The 20,017-nt window shown below is 39.3% G+C and carries 23 protein-coding genes and 1 other RNA gene; all 24 read left to right on the top strand.

Features of this window, described 5'->3' with window-relative positions; all coding sequences use genetic code 11:
* Positions 1–540 carry a hypothetical protein gene (locus tag EM4838_RS08945; RefSeq protein WP_071866846.1) on the top strand — a complete coding sequence of 180 codons (540 nt, stop codon included), beginning with the start codon at positions 1–3 and terminating at the stop codon, positions 538–540.
* Between the two features lie 59 nt (positions 541–599).
* On the top strand, positions 600–1,256 hold the full coding sequence (locus EM4838_RS08940; protein ID WP_071866845.1) for a hypothetical protein: 657 nt from the start codon (positions 600–602) through the stop codon (positions 1,254–1,256).
* A 21-nt stretch (positions 1,257–1,277) separates the two neighbouring features.
* Complete coding sequence (locus tag EM4838_RS08935) at positions 1,278–1,655, top strand: hypothetical protein (protein WP_071866844.1); 378 nt, start codon at positions 1,278–1,280, stop codon at positions 1,653–1,655.
* 164 nt (positions 1,656–1,819) lie between these two features.
* A complete protein-coding gene (locus tag EM4838_RS08930; protein ID WP_071866843.1) occupies positions 1,820–3,583 on the top strand; it encodes a 1-deoxy-D-xylulose-5-phosphate synthase in 1,764 nt (587 codons plus the stop codon).
* Positions 3,584–3,893: 310 nt separating this feature from the next.
* A complete protein-coding gene (locus EM4838_RS08925; RefSeq protein WP_071866842.1) occupies positions 3,894–4,676 on the top strand; it encodes an ABC transporter ATP-binding protein in 783 nt (260 codons plus the stop codon).
* Positions 4,673–6,358 (top strand): ABC transporter permease, encoded by a 1,686-nt coding sequence (locus EM4838_RS08920; RefSeq protein ID WP_071866841.1) that lies wholly within the window; start codon positions 4,673–4,675, stop codon positions 6,356–6,358. The genes EM4838_RS08925 and EM4838_RS08920 overlap by 4 nt, the downstream gene beginning before the upstream one ends.
* A complete protein-coding gene (locus EM4838_RS08915) occupies positions 6,285–7,283 on the top strand; it encodes an extracellular solute-binding protein (RefSeq protein WP_071866840.1) in 999 nt (332 codons plus the stop codon). Before EM4838_RS08920 ends, EM4838_RS08915 begins: the two co-directional genes overlap by 74 nt.
* A gap of 10 nt (positions 7,284–7,293) precedes the next feature.
* A complete protein-coding gene (gene phnW, locus EM4838_RS08910) occupies positions 7,294–8,445 on the top strand; it encodes a 2-aminoethylphosphonate--pyruvate transaminase (protein ID WP_071866839.1) in 1,152 nt (383 codons plus the stop codon).
* Positions 8,438–9,232 carry a phosphonoacetaldehyde hydrolase gene (gene phnX / locus EM4838_RS08905; RefSeq protein ID WP_071866838.1) on the top strand — a complete coding sequence of 265 codons (795 nt, stop codon included), beginning with the start codon at positions 8,438–8,440 and terminating at the stop codon, positions 9,230–9,232. Before phnW ends, phnX begins: the two co-directional genes overlap by 8 nt.
* 245 nt (positions 9,233–9,477) lie before the next feature.
* On the top strand, positions 9,478–10,245 hold the full coding sequence (locus EM4838_RS08900) for a DeoR/GlpR family DNA-binding transcription regulator (RefSeq protein ID WP_065095996.1): 768 nt from the start codon (positions 9,478–9,480) through the stop codon (positions 10,243–10,245).
* On the top strand, positions 10,242–11,639 hold the full coding sequence (locus EM4838_RS08895; RefSeq protein ID WP_071866837.1) for a M24 family metallopeptidase: 1,398 nt from the start codon (positions 10,242–10,244) through the stop codon (positions 11,637–11,639). The genes EM4838_RS08900 and EM4838_RS08895 overlap by 4 nt, the downstream gene beginning before the upstream one ends.
* 133 nt (positions 11,640–11,772) lie before the next feature.
* Positions 11,773–12,240, top strand: a complete 468-nt coding sequence (locus EM4838_RS16860; RefSeq protein ID WP_233433727.1) for a family 20 glycosylhydrolase — start codon at positions 11,773–11,775, stop codon at positions 12,238–12,240.
* Entirely contained in the window at positions 12,237–12,785 is a 549-nt protein-coding gene (locus tag EM4838_RS16855) for a hypothetical protein (protein WP_233433726.1), read from the top strand. The genes EM4838_RS16860 and EM4838_RS16855 overlap by 4 nt, the downstream gene beginning before the upstream one ends.
* A 267-nt stretch (positions 12,786–13,052) precedes the next feature.
* Positions 13,053–13,202, top strand: a complete 150-nt coding sequence (rpmG, locus tag EM4838_RS08885; protein ID WP_071866836.1) for a 50S ribosomal protein L33 — start codon at positions 13,053–13,055, stop codon at positions 13,200–13,202.
* Positions 13,203–13,236: 34 nt separating this feature from the next.
* Positions 13,237–13,353, top strand: a complete 117-nt coding sequence (locus EM4838_RS08880; RefSeq protein ID WP_086334907.1) for a putative metal homeostasis protein — start codon at positions 13,237–13,239, stop codon at positions 13,351–13,353.
* A gap of 52 nt (positions 13,354–13,405) precedes the next feature.
* Positions 13,406–13,948 carry a GNAT family N-acetyltransferase gene (locus EM4838_RS08875; protein WP_071866873.1) on the top strand — a complete coding sequence of 181 codons (543 nt, stop codon included), beginning with the start codon at positions 13,406–13,408 and terminating at the stop codon, positions 13,946–13,948.
* A 232-nt stretch (positions 13,949–14,180) separates the two neighbouring features.
* Positions 14,181–15,884, top strand: coding sequence for an acetolactate synthase AlsS (gene alsS / locus EM4838_RS08870; protein WP_071866872.1), 1,704 nt, complete (start codon positions 14,181–14,183; stop codon positions 15,882–15,884).
* 12 nt (positions 15,885–15,896) lie between these two features.
* Positions 15,897–16,604, top strand: a complete 708-nt coding sequence (gene budA / locus EM4838_RS08865; protein WP_071866835.1) for an acetolactate decarboxylase — start codon at positions 15,897–15,899, stop codon at positions 16,602–16,604.
* A gap of 84 nt (positions 16,605–16,688) precedes the next feature.
* Positions 16,689–17,177 (top strand): GAF domain-containing protein, encoded by a 489-nt coding sequence (locus tag EM4838_RS08860; RefSeq protein WP_071866834.1) that lies wholly within the window; start codon positions 16,689–16,691, stop codon positions 17,175–17,177.
* 140 nt (positions 17,178–17,317) lie between these two features.
* Complete coding sequence (locus tag EM4838_RS08855; RefSeq protein WP_066025247.1) at positions 17,318–17,581, top strand: hypothetical protein; 264 nt, start codon at positions 17,318–17,320, stop codon at positions 17,579–17,581.
* A 285-nt stretch (positions 17,582–17,866) separates the two neighbouring features.
* Positions 17,867–18,271: a MarR family winged helix-turn-helix transcriptional regulator gene (locus EM4838_RS08850; protein WP_019724433.1), complete on the top strand. Its 405-nt coding sequence runs from the start codon at positions 17,867–17,869 to the stop codon at positions 18,269–18,271.
* Between the two features lie 31 nt (positions 18,272–18,302).
* Complete coding sequence (locus EM4838_RS08845; protein WP_071866833.1) at positions 18,303–18,941, top strand: nitroreductase family protein; 639 nt, start codon at positions 18,303–18,305, stop codon at positions 18,939–18,941.
* 21 nt (positions 18,942–18,962) lie between these two features.
* Positions 18,963–19,250, top strand: coding sequence for a putative quinol monooxygenase (locus EM4838_RS08840; RefSeq protein ID WP_023519920.1), 288 nt, complete (start codon positions 18,963–18,965; stop codon positions 19,248–19,250).
* A 227-nt stretch (positions 19,251–19,477) separates the two neighbouring features.
* Positions 19,478–19,845: a transfer-messenger RNA gene (gene ssrA / locus EM4838_RS08835) on the top strand.
* Positions 19,846–20,017: the final 172 nt, after the last annotated feature.

Genomic DNA, 20,017 nt, shown 5'->3' with positions numbered 1-20,017 from the left:
ATGATCACACAGGAAACACAGAAAATAACTGAAAAAAATGAACAACAAAAGAAAAAAAGATTACTGGCGCTTCTTTTATTATTGCTTACGATCGTTGCGATTGGTTGGTATTGGTATGTCAATAACCAACCAACGCAGATTTTGTCGGACGATTTTCCGGAGATCAAACATGCGGAAAAAATGACAGGCGACCAATTGAAAAAATATGCCAATCAAGCGGTAGATGATAGTAATGTAACTATCAATGTGTATCCAGAAGTCAGTGTCAATGCGGATGGAAAAACGGGCAATATCTGGATCCAAAACTTGCCGACCAATCGTTATGGGCAACAAGCAATATTGTCCATGAAGGATTCTAAAGAAACATTATATGAAACAGGCTTATTGGAGCCTGGATATGAAGTAACTGAATTGACATTGGCAAAAGAGTTAACGACAGGCACGCATCCAGGAGTAGTAGAATTAGAGTTTTATGATTTAGAAAATAAAAAGCTTATGGGTAAAACGACGGTTGACGTGACCATCAATGTCAATCAATAAAAACGGAATAAAGCAATCATGCTTTAGGATATAAAGACATAAATAAAGGAGAAAACAAAATGAAAGTAAAAAATATTCTAGCAACAGGTTTGATGTTCGGCACGATTTTAGCAGCAGGGGCCAGTGTTCAAGCTGATGTGATCATCAATGGGGATGACCAGACGATTGATAATTCATTAGGTGGATCGATCGATAAGACGGCAGATGTGGCAATCGATGGAACTTTAGGATTTGACAACACAGATCCGGAGGCACCGGAACCAGGCAATCCAGATAAATGGTTGAATGTGACGTTACCTTTAAAAGCGGTCTTCTTCACTGAACCAGAAGACTATAAGACAATTCTAGGTGGAGAGCATAAGATCACCAATCATTCCGGTCGTCCAGTAAAAATCAGTCTAGGAAATTACACAGTTTCTTCTGGAGATATCTCAGCAATCGATCGGTTAACATTGGTTGGTAGTTTAGGAGCCAGCAATCTTTTGATTGAAAATGGTTCGGTAAATACAACCATATCAGAAGACTTTATGACTTTAGCTTCACCGAATGCACGTCCAGGTGATTTAACAGGAGCTAGTACAGCGACGTTTACTTTTGAAGGAGATGTTGATACTGATGTTCTTGATTTTCCAACGGATAAAGGATCAATCTCAATTGCAAGTACGTTGACACTGAATATTGAAGCGCTAGATGAAGCTGGAGATCCGTATCCATAGTTCAAATCGTGAGGTGATTGGATGAAACAAAAAAAACAAACAATTCTTTGTTTGTTCATGGTTTTAGGTCTATTGATCATTGGATTGCCACAAACGCACATAGAAGCTAGTTCTAATAACATTGAAGTCACTGGAGAACTAAAGTTTGACTCAAATGGGACACAAGAAACAAGCCCTACGAAGCCGGATACCGGTGATCCGAAAGAATCAGTGACTCCAAGCGCACCGCCTAAAAAAAACGTTTTACCACCATTGGGAGAACAAATACAAGTATTGTACGTTTTGACAGGCGTGATTTTGATTTTGATCGTTCTTGTTAGTTATCAAATTATTCGTGACAAGCGACGAAATCCAAAAAAAATGAGTGAAATCATTGTGAACTATTCATCGAAGAAATAAATAAAAACCGTAGATTGAAGGATCTACGGTTTTTTTTATAAAAAAATAGCTTTAAAACAGTATGATCAACATTTTCGCTAATTAGAATTATTTGTTAAAAAAATCACTTGACTTAGAGTTCGGTTCAAGGTGTATGATTAAGCAGAAATAAAGGAGGGAAATCTATGTTATTAAAACAAATAAAAGGTCCTCAAGATCTGAAACAAATGACGCAAGAAAAGCTTCAACAAGTGGTAGAGGAAGCACGTGCCGCGTTATTAGAAAAAATCAGCCAATACGGTGGGCATAATGGCCCCAACCTAGGTGTTGTTGAAATGACGGTGGCGCTACATTATGTGTTCGATTCACCAAAGGATCAATTTGTTTTTGATGTCTCACACCAAACCTATGTGCATAAAATGTTGACAGGAAGAGCACAAGCGTTTTTAGACCAAGCGCATTATCAGGAAGTCTCGGGTTACACGAACCCATTAGAAAGCGAACATGATCTCTTCACGATCGGGCATACATCGACTTCATTGTCTTTAGCAAATGGTCTAGCTAAGGCGAGAGATTTGAAAAACGAAACAAATAATGTCGTTGCAGTGATTGGCGATGGGTCTTTATCAGGTGGTTTAGCCTATGAAGGTTTGAACAATATTTCTGAACTAGGTACGAATACGATCATTATCGTCAATGATAATGACCAGTCGATCGCAGAAAATCATGGGGGACTTTACAAAAATCTCAAAGAGCTAAGGGAAACGAATGGTCAGGCCACGAACAATTTCTTTAAAGCCTTAGGACTTGATTATCGTTATCTTGATGCAGGCAATGATTTAGCTGCTTTGATCGAGTTATTCGAAGAAGTAAAAGATCAAAAAGAGCCGGTTGTATTGCATATCCATACCGTTAAAGGAAAAGGGTTCTCCTTTGCAGAAGAAAATCGCGAAAAGTTCCATGCGGGAGGGCCGTTTAGTCTCGAAACAGGCGAGTATCTGCGAGCGAAAGGGGCAGAAACCTACAGCAGCCTAACAACAGACTTCTTATTGCACAAAATGGAGGAAGATCCGACAGTTGTGGCAGTAAATGCAGGCACACCGATGATTTTATTTTCACCGGAACAGCGTCAACAAGTCGGCGCACAATTTGTTGATGTAGGGATTGCCGAAGAACATGCGGCGACGATGACTGCTGGATTAGCCAAAGGCGGGGTAAAACCTATATGGGCAGTCCATTCACCGTTTTTACAAAGAAGTTATGATCAAATCTCTCATGACTTAGCATTGAATCGCTTATCGGGTACGATCCTCGTGACACTTGCTTCTGTAAATGGAATGAATGATGAAAGTCATTTAGGGATCTTTGATATTCCATTTTTGAGTCATATCCCAAATCTAGTATACTTAGCACCGACAACTAAAGAAGAATACTTAGCGATGCTTGAATGGTCGATCGATCAAACGGATCGATTAGTGGCAATCCGCGTACCAGTCGGCCCAATCACTTCTTCTGGTGAAGTAGATCGAACAGATTACAGTCAATTAAATAAGAACAAAGTCATCCAAAAAGGCGAAAAAGTAGCAATCATGGGTGTAGGTAATTTTTATGGTTTGGCAGAAGAAGTGGCTGTTGAATTGAAGAAAGCTCTCCAACTAACGGCTACGGTGATTAATCCAGCGTTCATCTCTGGTTTAGATACTGAATTGCTGGATGAACTTAAAGAAACGCACGATGTAGTTGTCACATTTGAAGATGGTATCTTGGAAGGCGGCTACGGTCAAATGGTCGCTGGCTATTTAGGAGATGCAGCGATCCGTGTGCAAACTTACGGCTTAGATAAAGCCTTTCATGATCGCTATGAAACAACGGAACTATTAGCGGAAAATGGTTTGACAGTAGAGAATATCGTGAAAAATATTGAAGAAACGCTCGCCGATCAACGTTAGTCAAGTCGAAGAAGTGCTGATTTTCGGAGAGAGATTTAGAACTAGGCGAGCTTAAGCTTGAATCAAATTTACATCAAGTTTATAAATAAAATAATTGAACAAGTAATTACTGAAACAGTGGGTTGCTTTCAATGCTGAGGATATCGCATTGAGGCAAGCCACTGTTTTTTTATAGAAATATTTATCTGAAAATCATTAGAAAATTTACACAAAAAATATATATTCCTACAAAGAATTTACTTAAAGTTAATCAGAAGTAAAAAGTGATTTTCTACAATTAGCAGTATAGAAAGAACAAAGGAGTGAACGCATGTTAAAGCTAGATGGTATTAGTAAGACGTTTAATCATCATGAAGTTTTAAAAGAAATCAATGTATCGATCGATAAAGGTGAGATCGTTTCAATACTCGGTGCTTCGGGTTCAGGAAAAACAACTTTATTGAATATTATCCTTGGATTGGAGCAACCAACAAACGGTCAACTATTTTATGATGGCGAAGATATCACAAAACAGGTCATGGAAAAACGACCATTTAATATTGTCTTTCAAGACTATGCTTTATTCCCTAACCTAAGTGCTTATGAAAATTTGGTCTACGGGTTGCGAAAACAAAAAAATATCACTTCTAAAGAAGAATTACAAGAGTTGATCGATCTATTGGATTTGAATGATCATTTGGATAAACGCATCCACCAATTATCTGGCGGGCAAAAACAACGGGTGGCATTAGGTCGGACTCTGGTGATGAAACCCCAAGTATTGTTACTTGATGAGCCATTAAGTGCATTGGACGGTGTCATCAAAGAATCGATCAAAGAACGTATCCAATTGATTGCAAAAAAACTGAACTTAACGACGATCATCGTCACACATGATCCAGAAGAGGCATTGACCCTTTCTGATAAAATCATGGTTTTGAAAGATGGTCGGATCGCACAATACAGTACACCGAAAGATATCGTGACAAATACGATGGAACCCTTTGTACAGGCATTTATTGTCGATCAGCTAAAAATCAAACGACGCAATATTGAACGGATCTTTACTCAAGCAACCGGCGTAGTTCATGAAAAAGTGGTTCGCTTCTCATGAGAAGGATGAAAATAGAAACGCTATTGCCAACGATTATCTTATTTGGTTTTGTCCTCGTATTGTTTTATCCATTAGCGAATGTTTTGAAAGAAGCGTTGACTGTTGAAGGCAGCTTTTCCTTTGAGCTGTTCCGAGAACTAGCAAGGGACTTCGATTGGCTAAATGCGTTAAGTAATAGTTTGCTCATTGCTGGGATCACAGCGATTTTTGCGACCTTCTTTGGCTTTTGGTTTGCTTACGGGATGCACTTTACGAATCTACCTAAAGGATTCAAGTGGATGATTGAGAAATGCTTTATATTACCAATGTTATTACCGACCATCACATACGGCTTTGTGTTGATCTATTCTTTTGGCCGTCAAGGATTGTGGACACGACTAGTCGGTCAAGAGTTGTTTTCGATCTATGGAAAATCAGGTGTGATCTTAGGGTTACTGATCTATACGATCCCAGTGACTTTCTTGTTGATGAATGACGCCATGAATTATTTGGATAAACGCTATTTGACGGTATCCAGATTGATGGGAGACGGATTTTTTAGAGGATTGAAAATCACGATCCTGCAACCGTTGGGCAAAACATTTGGTGTTGCTTTCGTCCAAGCCTTTTTCATGAGTTTTACGGATTTTGGTATACCTGTAGCGGTGGGTGGCCGAGAACCGTTTATCACGACTTTGTTGTATGAGTACTTTATGGGGTCGATTCCAGACTTTAATCGCGGAGCCGTCATTGCACTGATCATGTTAGTTCCTTCGATCATTAGTGTTCTGTTTTTGCGTAAGATCCAAAAAAATGATCATGCAACCCCCGGGACAAATACGTCAGTAAAAAGCAACCCTGTCAGAGATTTTTTCTTTGGTGTAGGACTGACAGTTGGTGGCCTGTTTATTGTGGGAGTCTTCCTCGTGATGTTCCTTCTTCCTTTTGTCGAAGGGTGGCCCTTTGATATGACTTTTACCACACGCCATATCGAAGCGTTCCTACAAACGTCTGATTTAAGAAGAACGTTGAATACAGGGATTTTCGTTGCCCTATGGACGGCGCTGTTTGGAACAGTAATTGCTTATTTGGCAGCAATTTTCACCGCTAGATCCACAAAACAAAGCGTGATCACAAAAACGATCGATAGTCTCGCTTCTGTCACGAACTCGATTCCAGGTATGGTTTTAGGGATTGCCTATTTGCTGGTGTTTAGCGGAACGACTCTTCAAAGTACGATCAGTATTTTGGTGATTGCCAACATGGTGCATTATTTTGCAACTCCTTATCAGTTAGCGAAAAGTGCCTTATTAAAAATGAATCCCAACTGGGAAAATACAGCGAAGATGATGGGGGATAGTTGGCTTGATACAGTGATTCGAATCATTCTTCCAAATTCAAAGCGGACGATCGTTGAGATGGCTTGTTATTATTTTACAAATTCGATGGTTACGATCAGTGCAGTGGTGTTTCTGACAAGTGCCCGAACGATGGTGATCACGACCAAAATCAAAGAATTACAGCATTTCGGCAGATTCACAGAAATCTTTATCCTATCTATCTTATTATTATTGATCAATTTAACCGCAAGAATACTTGCACAATTTATCATGAGGAGATTTGAAGCAAATGAAAAAACTAGTTCAAAAAGGGTTCATTTATCTGTCATTCGTCAGCGCTTTAGGAATTTTAGGGGCGTGTAGTACGTCAAATGCAAGTGAGAATGCCAATGACAACAATGAAAAAGTCATCATCTACACCAACGCAGATGAAGAGCCGGTTCAAATCATCAAAGATGTCCTTGATTCGAATGGTTTTGAAAACCAATACTTGCTGCAATCCTTCGGTACTTCGGAATTGAGTGGTAAACTTTGGGCAGAAGGCACAGATATTGAAGCGGATTTAGTGACAATGAGTACGTTCTATTTGGATGGTGTTCAAGAAAATGAACCGATATTCAAAGAATTGGCGTTAGAAGTCCAACCGATGGATGATCTGCCAAACTACCAAGCACCGATGACGACACAAGAAGGTGTCATTTTCTACAATACTCAAGCACTGAAAGAAGCGGAGTTGCCTGTACCGACGAGTTTAGCTGATTTAGCTGATCCAATCTACGAAGGGCAACTAGCGATTTCTGATATCAACCATTCCTCAACAGCTTGGTTATTGTTCCAAGGATTGATTGATCAATATGGAGAGACAAAAGCGCAAGCGATTTTAGCCGATATTTATGACAATGCAGGCGACCATATTGAAGCGTCTGGTTCGGGTCCGTTGAAAAAAGTCCGCGTCGGTGAAGTGGCGTTGGGTTTTGGGTTACGTCATCAAGCAATCAAAGATAAAAATGAAGGATTGCCAATCGATTTTGTAGAACCAAGTGAAGGAACATACGCTTTAACAGAATCACTCGCGGTGATCGATAAAGGAGAAGCGACGAATCCTTTAGCCGAAAAAATGCTGAATGTGATCCTTAAAGAAGGTCGGGCAGATTTATTACAATTCTACCCAAGTAAACTTTATGAAACAGATGATCTATCGGGGGTTGAAACCGCCAAAAATCAAAAAGTCTTTCCGGAGGCATTAACCCCAGATCTACTAAAAAAACATGCCAGTCTAGTTGAATAGGAGAAAGAAAATGAGTGGAAAAACAAAGGTGATTGAACAGTATGAAAAAGAAATCAATCACAGTAAAATCAATTATAAATTATTGACACCAGGTCCTCTGACCACGAGTCGTACAGTGAAAGAAGCAATGCTTGTCGATCATTGTACATGGGATGATGATTTTAAAGTCATCACCCAGGCGATTCGTCAACGATTGCTTGATCTTGCTAGTGTCTCCAATGAGGCTTATACAGCTGTTTTGATGCAAGGAAGTGGCAGCTTTGCAGTTGAATCTGTGTTAAGTTCAGTTGTTGGCTCGACAGACCGCTTACTGATCTGTACAAATGGTGCTTATGGCCAACGGATGGTGCAAATGGCTGAATACCACGGCATTGATCATGTGATTTATCAAGTGGCTGAAAATGAAATACCACAAGCTGAAAAAATCGAGGAACTATTAGTGTTGCATCCTGATATTACTGCACTTGCAATGATCCACAGTGAAACGACTTCTGGTATTTTGAATCCTTTAGAAGCGATTTCAGCAGTGACAAAGAAACACAAATTGTGTTTTATCGTTGATGCAATGTCAAGCTTTGGTGGCATTCCGATCCCTGTTGGAGAGTTAGGAATCGATTTTCTTGTTTCGAGTGCAAATAAATGTATCCAAGGAGTGCCTGGATTTGGCTTTGTGATTTGTCAAAAAGAGCTACTAAAAAAAAGTGCCGGACAAGCACGCACGTTGAGTATGGATCTTTATGATCAATTTCGTGTGATGGACATTGATGGGAAGTGGCGTTTCACTTCGCCAACACATACTGTATTAGCGTTTTGGCAAGCGCTAGAAGAGTTGGCGGATGAAGGTGGTATCGATGCTCGCTATGACAGGTATCAGTTGAACAATGAGCGTTTGCGTGAACGAATGGCGGAAATTGGGTTTGAAGCCTATGTTAGTGAGAATCAAGGACCTTTCATCACGTCATTCAAATATCCAGAGAGCATCCAATTCGAATTCCAAGCATTTTATGACTATTTAAAAGCACATGGCTACGCAATCTATCCTGGAAAAATCAGTGATACTGATTGCTTCCGGATTGGGAATATTGGTGAGATCTATCTGGAAGATATTGAAAAAGTAGCTGGGTTGATCCAGCAATATATGGAGGAGCGAAAAAATGATTAATGTGGTCATCTTAGATTGGGCAGGAACAGCAGTCGATTTTGGTTGTATGGCACCGGTGGCAGCGTTTCGCGAAGCCTTTAAACATCAAGGAATCACTGTGACTGAACGAGAAATCAGAGAGCCGATGGGAATGAAAAAAATCGAGCATATCCAAATGATGCTAGAAATGCCTCGTATTGCTGAAAGTTGGTTAGAAACTCACGGACGTCAGCCTGAAACTACTGATATCGAGGCAATCTATGAAACATTTGAAGAAGTATTATTCCAACAATTGGCAAATCATGCAGAAGTGAAACCAGGTGTACTTGACACAGTCGCGACTTTACGTAAGCGAGGAACAAAAATCGGCAGTACGACTGGTTATACGAGTGAAATGATGGCAATCGTTGTTGCGAAGGCGAAAGAACAAGGGTATCAACCAGATCGCATCGTCACGCCAGATGAAGTAGACGGCAAAGGGCGTCCCTCCCCAGAGATGTTATTAAGGAACTTGAACTATTTTAAACAGGAAAATAGACAAGAAGTGTTAAAACTAGGAGATACGATCTCTGATATACTCGAAGGGAAGAATGCAGGAGTCCTTTCTGTGGGCGTAATTGAAGGAAGTTCACAAGCTGGTTATTCCTTTGACACGTATCAGCAATTGTCAGCTGCTGAAAAAGGAAAACTTTTTGAACGGGTGCGTCAAGAATTTTTAGAAGCTGGTGCAGATCATGTGATCGATCGGTTTTCTGATTTGCCAAGACTCATAGAAATGATTGAAGAGAAGCAAGCTGTTATGAATTGATTCGTCCCACCATCAAGAGGTCTGCACAGAAGTGTTTAACCTCGAGCAATAAGGTGTCATCCACAAGAATTGTTCTTCAAATTTTTGTGGATGACACCTTTTTTTCGAAGAAGTTCCTTCTGTTTTTGCCGTTCATTCAGTTTTAAGTGGTGCAAGAGGGTGAATGCCCCACTTTTTATGAAAAAACAGCAGAATGTTGCAAAAAAATGCAAAATAGCGTATCTTAGATAAAAGGAGTGAGCATCATGTTGAAGGAAGAACGCATCCAGCGTATCAAAACAATGATTGATCAAGAAAAAAGTGCTTCGATCGAAGATTTAGCAGATCGCTTAGATGTGTCGAAAGATACGATTCGCCGCGACTTGATCCAGTTAGAAAAACAGCGCCAAATCAAACGGACCCATGGCGGTGCTTTAGCAATTCAAAAAGAAGCAACGATCTTTGATTATGAACAACGGTCAACGATCCTAAATGATGTGAAAAAACAAATGGCTGAGCAGGCGCTTGAAATAATGGCAGATCCTTCCTCGATCATCTTTGATTCTTCGACCACGGTGGAAGCAGTGATCAGAGAACTACCGGACAAAAAAATCCATGCGGTCACCAATTCTTTATCTCACGCTTTATTATTAGCTAATTATCCGAAAACAGCTATTTCATTATTGCCCGGTAGATTACACAAAGAACAGTTGTTTTTATTTGGAACGGAAACAGTGGAGCAGTTGAAAAATTATCAAGCAGACTATACGCTACTTGGCGTATTTGCATTGTCAAACGAAGGTCTGTTCATCCATACGGAGGAAGAAGGCTTAGTGAAACGCCAGATGATCCAACAAGGACGCAGGGTGATCGCGCTAGCGGATCATACAAAACTAGATAAAACTGGTTTTTATAAAGTTTGCGACTTATCAGCGATTGACTATTTGATAACGGATCAAAAGCCTCCTAAAGCATTAGCCAAAGCACTGACTGAGAACCACGTAGAACTCATAGAAGCGAGGAAGAATGAATGAAAAAAGAAAACATCCAGTTAACAACTATACCAAAACCAGCGATTTTTCCAGATGTTCCCCCTGTTTTTTTGACAGAGGACACGATCACCGAACGAATCAACAAAACGATCGAACGCATGAAAGCCGAAGCGATCGAACTGTTGGTGATATACGCAGATAAAGAGCATGGTGGTAATTTTGAATATTTTACAGGCTTTATCCCGCGATTTGAAGAAGGATTATTGGTGTTAGATCAAACAGGCAAATTCACGATGATCCTTGGGAATGAGAATCTAAAAATGAATGCACATGCGCGGATCACTGCTGATTTGATCCATTATCCAGCATTTTCTTTACCGAATCAACCAATGGACCATGAACAAAATCTGTCAGCTATTTTTGCATCATTAGAGGTAGCAGATAGAAAGAAAATCGGTTTAGTCGGTTGGAAGTTGTTTACGTCTACGACACAAGACAATAGCCAATTGTTCGATGTACCATTTTTTATCGTAGATGCGCTAAAACAAGCAACCACTGCGGAAACGGCTATCGTCAATGGCACTCATCTATTGATTGGTGAGGAAGGGGCGCGTGTCACGAACAATGCAAATGAAATCGCACACTACGAATATGGGGCAAATCTTGCTTCGTCTTGCATGCTACGTGCATTAGATGCCATTGAACCTGGTGTGAAAGAATCCGAGATCGGAGAGTTATTGCACGGACAAGGACAAGCGAATACAGTGATCACGATTGCTGCAACTGGACGCCGTTTTGAATTTGCGAATCTTTATCCGACAGCCAAAAAGATCCAATTAGGTGATCCGCTGTCATTGACGACAGGCTTCAAAGGTGGCTTATCCAGTCGTACAGGATTTGTAATCGAAGAAGAAGCTCAACTGCCAGCAGAACAAGCCGATTATCTTGATCGAGTAGCAAAACCTTATTATGCAGCTATCGTTAGTTGGTTAGAAGCCATCCATATCGGAATGAAGGGGGCAGATCTGTATCAGTTGATTGAAACAGTCTTGCCACAAGCGACCTATCACTGGCATTTGAATCCAGGACACTTGACGGCGGATGAAGAATGGTTAGCCTCACCCATTTATTCTGGTTCGCAAGAAATCATCAAGAGTGGTATGATCTTCCAATTAGATATTATTCCTTCTGTATCAGGATATACTGGAGTAAGTGCAGAAGAATGTGTGGCACTTGCAGATGAAGGATTGAGAAATGAATTGAAGGAGCAATATCCAGACATGTGGGAGCGGATCGTTGGACGTAAGCAATATTTAGCAGATGTCTTGAAGATTCATTTAAGTGAAGAATTGCTGCCATTATCAAACACTGTCGGTTATCTCCGTCCGTTCTTTTTAGCCAAAGAAAAGGCATTCTGTGTAGCTCCAGTTGAATAAGCAAACCCTCTCCTTCTTGACAATCGAGTAATCTGGTTGGGAGGGGGATTTTTTTATTTAAATGAAAAAGAGTATTTTCGTTGGGCCTCCTTTATTGTATAATATGTAAACGATTTCTTTTGTGGAGGTAAAGATGGAAAAGGTTTTATTGATTGATAATGGACGTAAATATTTTTCAAAAGAACAATTGATCCGGATCATAAAAAAAGCAAGTCAATGTCAATATACGGCAATTTCTTTTGCATTGGGAAATAATGGTTTACGCTTTTTACTGGATGACATGACGCTGATTGTCAAAGGAATAACTTATGCCAGTCAATCAGTCAAAGAAGCATTGATTGCAGGAACAAAACAGTATTATGATGATCCTAATGGTACTTATTTGACGGAAACAGAAATGACAGAGTTAGCTAGTGTGGCTAAGGCAGAAAACATAGAAGTGATCCCGCTGATCAATAAGCCTGGACATATGGATGCGATTTTAACAGGAATGCAACAATTAGGTATTCAACATCCCTGCTATCAAACGTCCATTCGCACACTTGATCTGGACAATCAAGAAGCGGTCGCTTTCACGAAAGCACTGCTTGAAAATATGTGAGCTACTTCTCAACGATAGCTAGTTCCTTCAATATAGGTTGCGATGAATTTGCCAATGATTTAACTGATGGCGGGTGGCGAGGACTCCAGCAGTCTGGGAAGTATCGAGATTTTGTCACCTATACCAATCAATTGGCTCAACTGGTTAAAACCTATGGGATGATTCCGATCGTATTTAACGACGGCATCTACTATGAGGAAAAAGAACAATTTGGTCGATTCGATCAAGACTTAATGATTGCCTATTGGACAGCGGGATGGGACAACTATCACGTCAGTTCTGCCGAATTTTTACTTGATCAAGGGCATCAACTAGTGAATACGAACGATCACTGGTATTGGGTCATCGGTCGAAAAACAAGTGAACAAGGACATTACTCCTTTGATACAGCAAAAACCGCACAAGCGACAATCTCAACATCCACTGTAGTTAGCGGTACTGAATTACCGGTGAAGGGGAGTATGGTCGGTATTTGGGCAGATGAGCCACAAGCAGAGTTTGTATTAACAGATTTATTTGAATTGCTAGAAACAAGTACTAATTAATAGTAAAGACAAAAAACTGTCGGTCAATGGAGTAAGCAGTTGCCTCATTAAACAGCAGTTTTTTTGTTATTTTTTTATGAAGTGAAATGAGTGCGCATTCATTTGAGCGGATTTTCATTCGTTTTTTTATTGACACAAGTAAATGAGTAGCGTATATTATTTTTATAAATCGTAATCATTACTGTTTGCAATGGATAGAAAATTTGAGTAAAAGCCGAAATAAGTCCGCGATTGAATCATAAAAATAAGTGAAAGAAGGAAAAAAAGATGCGACAAAACATTACATTAGAATGCAAGGAAACCGGTGAACGGATCTATTTGACGAGTAAAAACAAAAGAAATACCCCTGAACGATTAGCGCTGAAAAAATATTCACCTAAGTTAAGAAAGAAAATGCTTTTTACAGAAGTGAAATAGTATGGAATGAATATTCGAGAAAAGGTGGGATAAAATGGAGAAGCAAGATCTTTCAAGTGCATACAGAAGATTGAAAAGCCCGAATATCAAAACACGAAAACGTGCGCTCAAAATCATCCAACAATCAAAAAGAATGAAGAATAAATACTAATAGTAGTAATATGATTGGTTTCAATACAACTCCTTTTTTTTACTGTATAACGATGATAAAAAACGTGTTATACTATTCAAAAATAAAGGGGGCGAAACCAATCGATATCAAGTATACCTATGCAACGATCAAGGATCTACCGCGAATTGTTGACATTTATAATCAGTCTATCGCATCGAAGCAAGCAACGGCGGACCTAGAACCGATAACGGTTGACTCGAGAATCCCTTGGTTTGAAGCGCATCATCCTGACACCAGACCGCTTTGGGTGATGTATCACGACGATCATATCGTCGGTTGGATCAGTCTTAGTGATTTTTATGGTCGGCCTGCGTATCAACAAACAGCTGAAATCAGTATTTATCTAGACCCGGTGACACGTGGTCATCATTTAGGCAAGGCCGCACTTGCCTTTGTGGAAACTCAACTGCATCGTTTAAAAATCCAGACAGTGCTGGCATTTGTTTTTGATGTAAATCAGGCGAGTAAAAAGTTATTTCTCAAAAATGGATATGCCATTTGGGGACATTTGCCAAAAATTGCCAACATGGGCGATCAAGAAAATGACCTGATCATTCTAGGAAAAAAATATTAAAATCAATAAAAAAGCATACATTTTGTCCATGTGACAAAAATGTATGTCTTTTTTTTTGCTTCTTACTACACAAATGACTCATTAAGTGCTAGACTAATAAATGAAACAGGTGTAAATATCTGTATTAATATTATTTCTATTTATTATGTAATGACCATGTAAATAGCGTTGAAAAGGAAGATGTCTCATGTTGGTTAAGGAAAAACAAGGTTTAGAAACTGTATCAGAAGAAATGATTAAAGAAAAACAAGGCGTAGAAACTGTATCAGAAGAAGTGATTAAAGAAAAACAAGGTTCAACAACTGTAGTAGAAAGTTTAATCAATCATCAAGTTGATTACGTATTCGGTATTCCAGGAGCGAAAATCGATGGAGTATTCAATGAATTAGAAGATCATGGTCCAGAGTTGATCGTGACGCGTCATGAGCAAAATGCCGCCTTTATGGCGCAAGCAATTGGTCGTATTACTGGAGAACCAGGTGTGGTGATTGCGACAAGTGGGCCAGGTGCGAGTAATCTAGCAACCGGACTAGTCACAGCGACAGCAGAAGGTGATCCTGTGTTGGCAATCGCAGGGCAAGTAAAACGAAGTGATTTATTAAAATTAACACATCAAAGCATGAACAATGCCGCGTTGTTTGAACCAATCACAAAATATAGTGCAGAAATCCAAGATCCTGAAACAATTTCAGAAATTATCGCTAATGCCTACCGAATGGCAAAGAGTTCGAAAAAAGGCGCTAGTTTTATCAGTATCCCTCAAGATGTGGTGGATGCACCCGTCAAAAGTGATGTTATCAAACCATTACAAGATCCTAAATTAGGCTCAGCTTCTTCAGGAGATATCGACTACTTGGTTGAACGGATTCGTGAAGCGAAGTTACCCGTATTGTTAGTTGGAATGCGTGGATCAAGTAAAGATGAAACAGCAGCCATTCGTCAACTTGTTGAAAAAACAGGATTGCCTGTGGTAGAAACTTTCCAAGCAGCCGGTGTGATTTCTCGTCAATTAGAAGACCACTTTTTTGGTCGAGTAGGTCTATTCCGCAATCAACCTGGAGATATGCTGTTAAAACGGAGTGATTTAGTAATTGCGATTGGTTATGATCCAATCGAATATGAAGCGAGAAACTGGAATGCTGAAAAAGATGCTAGAATCATCGTCATTGATGAAACACCAGCTGAAATCGACAGTTACATGCAACCAGAACGTGAACTAATCGGGGACATTTCTGCAACATTAGATTTACTGACAGAGTCATTAGAAGAAACACAAGTATCGGCAGATGCGCAAGAATATTTAAATACGTTGCAAGAAAAATTGAAGGCACGAGATATTTGTGAAACCAGTAGTGAAGACGGGATCTTACATCCGTTAGAAGTAATCAATACACTGCAATCGAAAGTAACGGACGATATGACTGTGACGGTTGATGTAGGTAGTCATTACATTTGGATGGCCCGCCACTTTAGAAGTTATGAAGCCCGTCATTTGCTATTCAGTAATGGCATGCAAACATTAGGAGTCGCACTTCCTTGGGCAATCTCTGCTGCACTGGTTCGTCCAAATACGCAAGTAATCTCTGTGTCAGGAGACGGTGGCTTCTTATTTTCTGCCCAAGACTTAGAAACAGCTGTGCGTAAAAAATTGAAGATCATTCATTTGATTTGGAATGATGGTCGTTATAATATGGTCGAGTTTCAAGAAATCATGAAATATGATCGAGCATCAGGGGTTGATTTTGGACCAGTTGATTTTGTTCAATATGCCGAAGCTTTTGGGGCTAAAGGTCTGCGAGTAAGCAATGCAGAAGAATTGGCATCTGCCTTAGAAGAAGGATTTGCTACAGAAGGGCCAGTCATCATCGATATCCCGATTGACTATCGAGATAATGAAAAATTAGGTGAAACGATCTTACCAGACCAATTTTACTAAGGGGATGTTCAGATGACAGAGAAAGTATTATATCAACATGGTACATTAGGTGCGCTAATGGCGGGACTGATGGACGGTACTACTTCCATTGCGGAGGTCTTAAAGTACGGTACACTAGGTCTTGGAACATTGCATGGGTTAGACGGCGAAGTGATATTTTTAGACGGTGAAGCCTATCAAGGTAGATCAGATGGCGCATTGATCCATTTGTCCGGAGAAGAGTCCACTCCTTATGCGGCAATCACTGCATTTTCAGCGGATCGTTCATTTGCAGTCAAACAGCTATCTAGCGAAGCATTAAAAGAACAAATCCTGAAGGACGAAGCAGGAAAAAATCTCTTTTTAGCCGTCAAGATCAGCGGTTTATTTAAAGATATGCATATCCGGATCATGCCGAAACAAGAGAAACCATACCGACGCTTAGCGAAGATCTCAGAATCCCAGCCAGAGTTCCATCGATCAGATATTCAAGGGACAATTGTTGGGTTTTATACACCGGAATTATTTCAAGGGGTGGCTGCTGCAGGCTTCCATTTGCATTTTATTGACGATGAGAAAACATTTGGAGGGCATATCCTTGATTTTGATGTGTCGCAAGGAACAGTAGAAATCAGTCAAATGGAATCTTTGATGCAACATTTTCCGACAAATGATCCGACTTTTATCCAAAATGAAATCGACTATGCAGATCTAGCTGCTGAAATCGAGCAAGCAGAATGATCTAGTCATTAAGAATGAAAAACAAATCATGGCATTGCTCCTTGAATTAGGCTATAATTTTGGGCATAGAAGGAGTGAGTTTGGATGTTATGGACAGAAAAAGAAAAAAGAGATGCTTATGAAATTTTGCTACTCCAACAAAAAGGACTTTTAGAAGCAGAAGATAACTGGTTAGCCAATTTAGCTAATTCCTCTGCATTATTGAATGAAACATTACCTCAAACAGTCTTTGCCGGCTATTATTTATATGATGGACAAGAATTGATTTTAGGTCCTTTCCAAGGTAGAGTATCATGTACCCGTATCAAAATGGGAAAAGGTGTGTGTGGCGAAGCAGCAGAAAAGCAAAAAACATTGATCGTTGCGAATGTGAAAACCCATGAAAATTATATTTCATGTGATTCAGCCGCACAATCTGAAATCGTAGTGCCAATGATCAAAGATGGCCAATTGATCGGAGTACTTGATATCGATTGTGGTGTGACCGAGGGCTACGATGCTTTAGATCAAGAATTTTTGGAACGATATGTTGAGTTATTGTTAGGTGATTTTCCTGTAAATGTTATGAAATAAAGTGAAAAAGAGTTGAAAAAAGGTGTTTGATCACTTTTTTTCAACTTTTTTTAAATTTATTGAATATTTTTGTTTTCATAATCTAATTTTAATGTTATTATCATTTTATGAAATATTAAAGAACAAGAGGAGAATGAGTTATGACAAGCGAAACAATCGTTTTAGGACAAAAATATGTATGCCATCCAATCGGCATCAAAAATAAAGTAGTCGGAGAAGTAATCGGAAAATTAGAAAATTGTGTGATTATGAGTGTAGAGGAATATGATCGTACAGATCACTTAGATATTCTAGAGAAATGTGGGAAAGTTGTCGCAAAATATACAGATATCTTTGAGTTGAGTCCCGTTGAACAGGTCTTTCAGTCACCAACCAAGCTTTACACACAAGCAATGGTATCTTAAAGTGATGAATACGACTATCGCCTATCAGGAAGTCTGATTTGAATAAGCTATTGTTAATTATCAGACTTCCTTTAATTTGCATACATAATAGAAGCAATTGAGCATTCATACATAATCGTCAAGAAATAGAATACTCGAATACAGACAGTTGAAGAAGGGGCAAGTTAAAAGGGAAAATAACTTTTAACTTGCTTCTTTTTCTTTTTACTTTACAAAAGAAAGTAAATGATTTATATTATTGACAAGTCAATAATTGATTAGTCAACGATAGTAGGAGGCGACAGTATGGAGCTGAGAAAGTTAAGTCAATTGCTTTATCAGATAAAAATCATCAGTCAAGAAGGAACAGCTTTATTTGAAAAGGAAACTGGATTTAGTTTAACGAGGTACGAGATCTTGATGTTCTTACAAGAAAATGGGGAATGTTTGCAAAATAAGTTACAGAGCGATTTAAAAATCGATTTGGCAGCTATTTCACGTCATCTAAAGATATTAGAACAAAAAGGATATGTGATCAGAAAAAGAAATGAGAACAATAATCGTGAAGTATTCGTTTCTTTGTCCGATAAAGCAGTGAATGAATTGACCGAGTGTGAAAAAAATCATCAAGAATCAGATGACTCCCTGTGTGTTTCGCTATCAGATGAAGAAATCGATCAACTGACTAAATTACTAGATAAATTATACTAAAAATCAAAATGAAGAAAGAAGCGGTTAAGTAATGAATAAAACTCTAGCAAACAATGATTTCTCTGATATTGTCTTTGGCAGAAAATCAATCCGTGTGTACGACGAAAATGTGAAAATCCCTCATGAAGAAATGTTGGAAATGATCCAAGAAGCAACAACAGCACCATCTTCTGTGAATCTACAACCTTGGCGCTTTGTAGTAGTTGAAAGCGAAGAAGCAAAAGCAAAATTGAAACCATTGATCCGTTTCAACACAAAACAAAATGATACTTCATCTGCCATGGTCTTGATTTTTGGTGATATGAATTGCTACGAATACGGAGAAGAAATTTATGGTCAAGCTGTAGAAGAAGGCAAAATGCCAGCAGAAGTTCGTGACGAACAACTAGCAGCGATCATTCCTTATTACAAAAATTTCACACGTGAACAAATGAATGACGTAGTGAAAATCGATTCAAGCTTAGCAGCTATGCAATTTATGTTAACTGCACGTAGCCATGGGTATGATACAAATCCAATCGGCGGATTTGAAGCAGACCAATTAGCAGAAGCTTTCGATTTGGACAAAGAACGTTACGTACCTGTAATGATCTTGTCAGTTGGTAAAGCGGTCGATCAAGGCTACGAATCTGTTCGTTTAGCTTCAGAAAAAATCACTTCTTTCAAATAGAAAGAAAAAGGAGACGGACGAATGATCATCATCAATGCAAAATTCACTATCAAAGAAGCAAAGCGCGCTGAATTTTTAGAAGAAGCGACACAATTGATCGAAGCGACTAGAAAAGAAGACGGCTGCTTGAGTTATCAATTGTATGAGTCAACGGAACAAGTAAATGTCTTTGTGATGGTTGAAAATTGGCGGGATGAACAAGCAATCGAAGGACATAACCAAAGTCCATTGTTGCAACAATTGTTCAAAAACATGCCTGAATATGCAGAAAAAGAAACAGAATTGAATGTCGCGAAAACACTTGCATAAAACGATTTGCTGACACGTTCTTTTGCGATCGAAGCAGCTAAAGTAGAAAGAACGTTCACTTTAAGAGGGAGCAAGAAAAGTATAATGTCTATTTATCCCTTAGACCTTTCTTGTTTCCCTCAAGAAGTGAAGCATCTACTTGAAAAGCAATCAACCATATTGAAAAAAAACGACATATGTGGTATATTATGTAAGTATCTTGAAAATACCGTAACCCATTTTATTAAGGGGACGTTACGGATTCGACAGGCACAGTTCGAGCTTGAATTGCGTTTCGTAGGTTACGTCTACGCTAAAACGTTACAGTTAAATATAACTGCTAAAAACGAAAACAACTCTTACGCTTTAGCTGCCTAAAAACAGTTAGCGTAGATCCTCTCGGCATCGCCCATGTGCTCGAGTAAGGGTCCTAACTTTAGTGGGATACGTTTCAACTTTCCGTCTGTAAGTTGAAAAAGAGAACATCAGACTAGCGATACAGAATGCCTGTCACTCGGCAAGCTGTAAAGCGAACCTCTAAATGAGTTGACTATGAACGTAGATTTTTAAGTGGCGATGTGTTTGGACGCGGGTTCGACTCCCGCCGTCTCCATTCGGAGAAATCATATAAGTAGCAAAAACACTGTTGTACCAGCGATTGTACAGTGTTCTTGCTACATTTTTTTTGTTTTGAATACGTTTTTGAATACGTTCAGCTCATTGCTAGATAGTTGGCGAAATTAACTGCCGTCTCATCACGCTTCTCGGGTGAAACATGAGTATAGATG

The sequence above is a fragment of the Enterococcus mundtii genome, assembly GCF_002813755.1.
Classification (GTDB): Bacteria; Bacillota; Bacilli; order Lactobacillales; family Enterococcaceae; genus Enterococcus_B; species Enterococcus_B mundtii.
This window is presented reverse-complemented; position numbering and strand designations above follow the sequence as displayed.

Coding starts and splice junctions, on each gene's coding strand:
- EM4838_RS08915 (WP_071866840.1), top strand. CDS start 6,285: ATGAAAAAACTAGTTCAAAAAGGGTTCATTTATCTGTCATTCGTCAGC.
- EM4838_RS08855 (WP_066025247.1), top strand. CDS start 17,318: ATGACAAGCGAAACAATCGTTTTAGGACAAAAATATGTATGCCATCCA.
- EM4838_RS08895 (WP_071866837.1), top strand. CDS start 10,242: ATGAAAAAAGAAAACATCCAGTTAACAACTATACCAAAACCAGCGATT.
- phnX (WP_071866838.1), top strand. CDS start 8,438: ATGATTAATGTGGTCATCTTAGATTGGGCAGGAACAGCAGTCGATTTT.
- EM4838_RS08860 (WP_071866834.1), top strand. CDS start 16,689: ATGTTATGGACAGAAAAAGAAAAAAGAGATGCTTATGAAATTTTGCTA.
- EM4838_RS08940 (WP_071866845.1), top strand. CDS start 600: ATGAAAGTAAAAAATATTCTAGCAACAGGTTTGATGTTCGGCACGATT.
- EM4838_RS08920 (WP_071866841.1), top strand. CDS start 4,673: ATGAGAAGGATGAAAATAGAAACGCTATTGCCAACGATTATCTTATTT.
- EM4838_RS08880 (WP_086334907.1), top strand. CDS start 13,237: ATGGAGAAGCAAGATCTTTCAAGTGCATACAGAAGATTGAAAAGCCCG.
- EM4838_RS08945 (WP_071866846.1), top strand. CDS start 1: ATGATCACACAGGAAACACAGAAAATAACTGAAAAAAATGAACAACAA.
- EM4838_RS08930 (WP_071866843.1), top strand. CDS start 1,820: ATGTTATTAAAACAAATAAAAGGTCCTCAAGATCTGAAACAAATGACG.
- phnW (WP_071866839.1), top strand. CDS start 7,294: ATGAGTGGAAAAACAAAGGTGATTGAACAGTATGAAAAAGAAATCAAT.
- EM4838_RS08925 (WP_071866842.1), top strand. CDS start 3,894: ATGTTAAAGCTAGATGGTATTAGTAAGACGTTTAATCATCATGAAGTT.
- EM4838_RS16860 (WP_233433727.1), top strand. CDS start 11,773: ATGGAAAAGGTTTTATTGATTGATAATGGACGTAAATATTTTTCAAAA.
- EM4838_RS08875 (WP_071866873.1), top strand. CDS start 13,406: ATGATAAAAAACGTGTTATACTATTCAAAAATAAAGGGGGCGAAACCA.
- rpmG (WP_071866836.1), top strand. CDS start 13,053: ATGCGACAAAACATTACATTAGAATGCAAGGAAACCGGTGAACGGATC.
- EM4838_RS08850 (WP_019724433.1), top strand. CDS start 17,867: ATGGAGCTGAGAAAGTTAAGTCAATTGCTTTATCAGATAAAAATCATC.
- alsS (WP_071866872.1), top strand. CDS start 14,181: ATGATTAAAGAAAAACAAGGCGTAGAAACTGTATCAGAAGAAGTGATT.
- EM4838_RS08845 (WP_071866833.1), top strand. CDS start 18,303: ATGAATAAAACTCTAGCAAACAATGATTTCTCTGATATTGTCTTTGGC.
- EM4838_RS08840 (WP_023519920.1), top strand. CDS start 18,963: ATGATCATCATCAATGCAAAATTCACTATCAAAGAAGCAAAGCGCGCT.
- EM4838_RS08900 (WP_065095996.1), top strand. CDS start 9,478: ATGTTGAAGGAAGAACGCATCCAGCGTATCAAAACAATGATTGATCAA.
- EM4838_RS08935 (WP_071866844.1), top strand. CDS start 1,278: ATGAAACAAAAAAAACAAACAATTCTTTGTTTGTTCATGGTTTTAGGT.
- budA (WP_071866835.1), top strand. CDS start 15,897: ATGACAGAGAAAGTATTATATCAACATGGTACATTAGGTGCGCTAATG.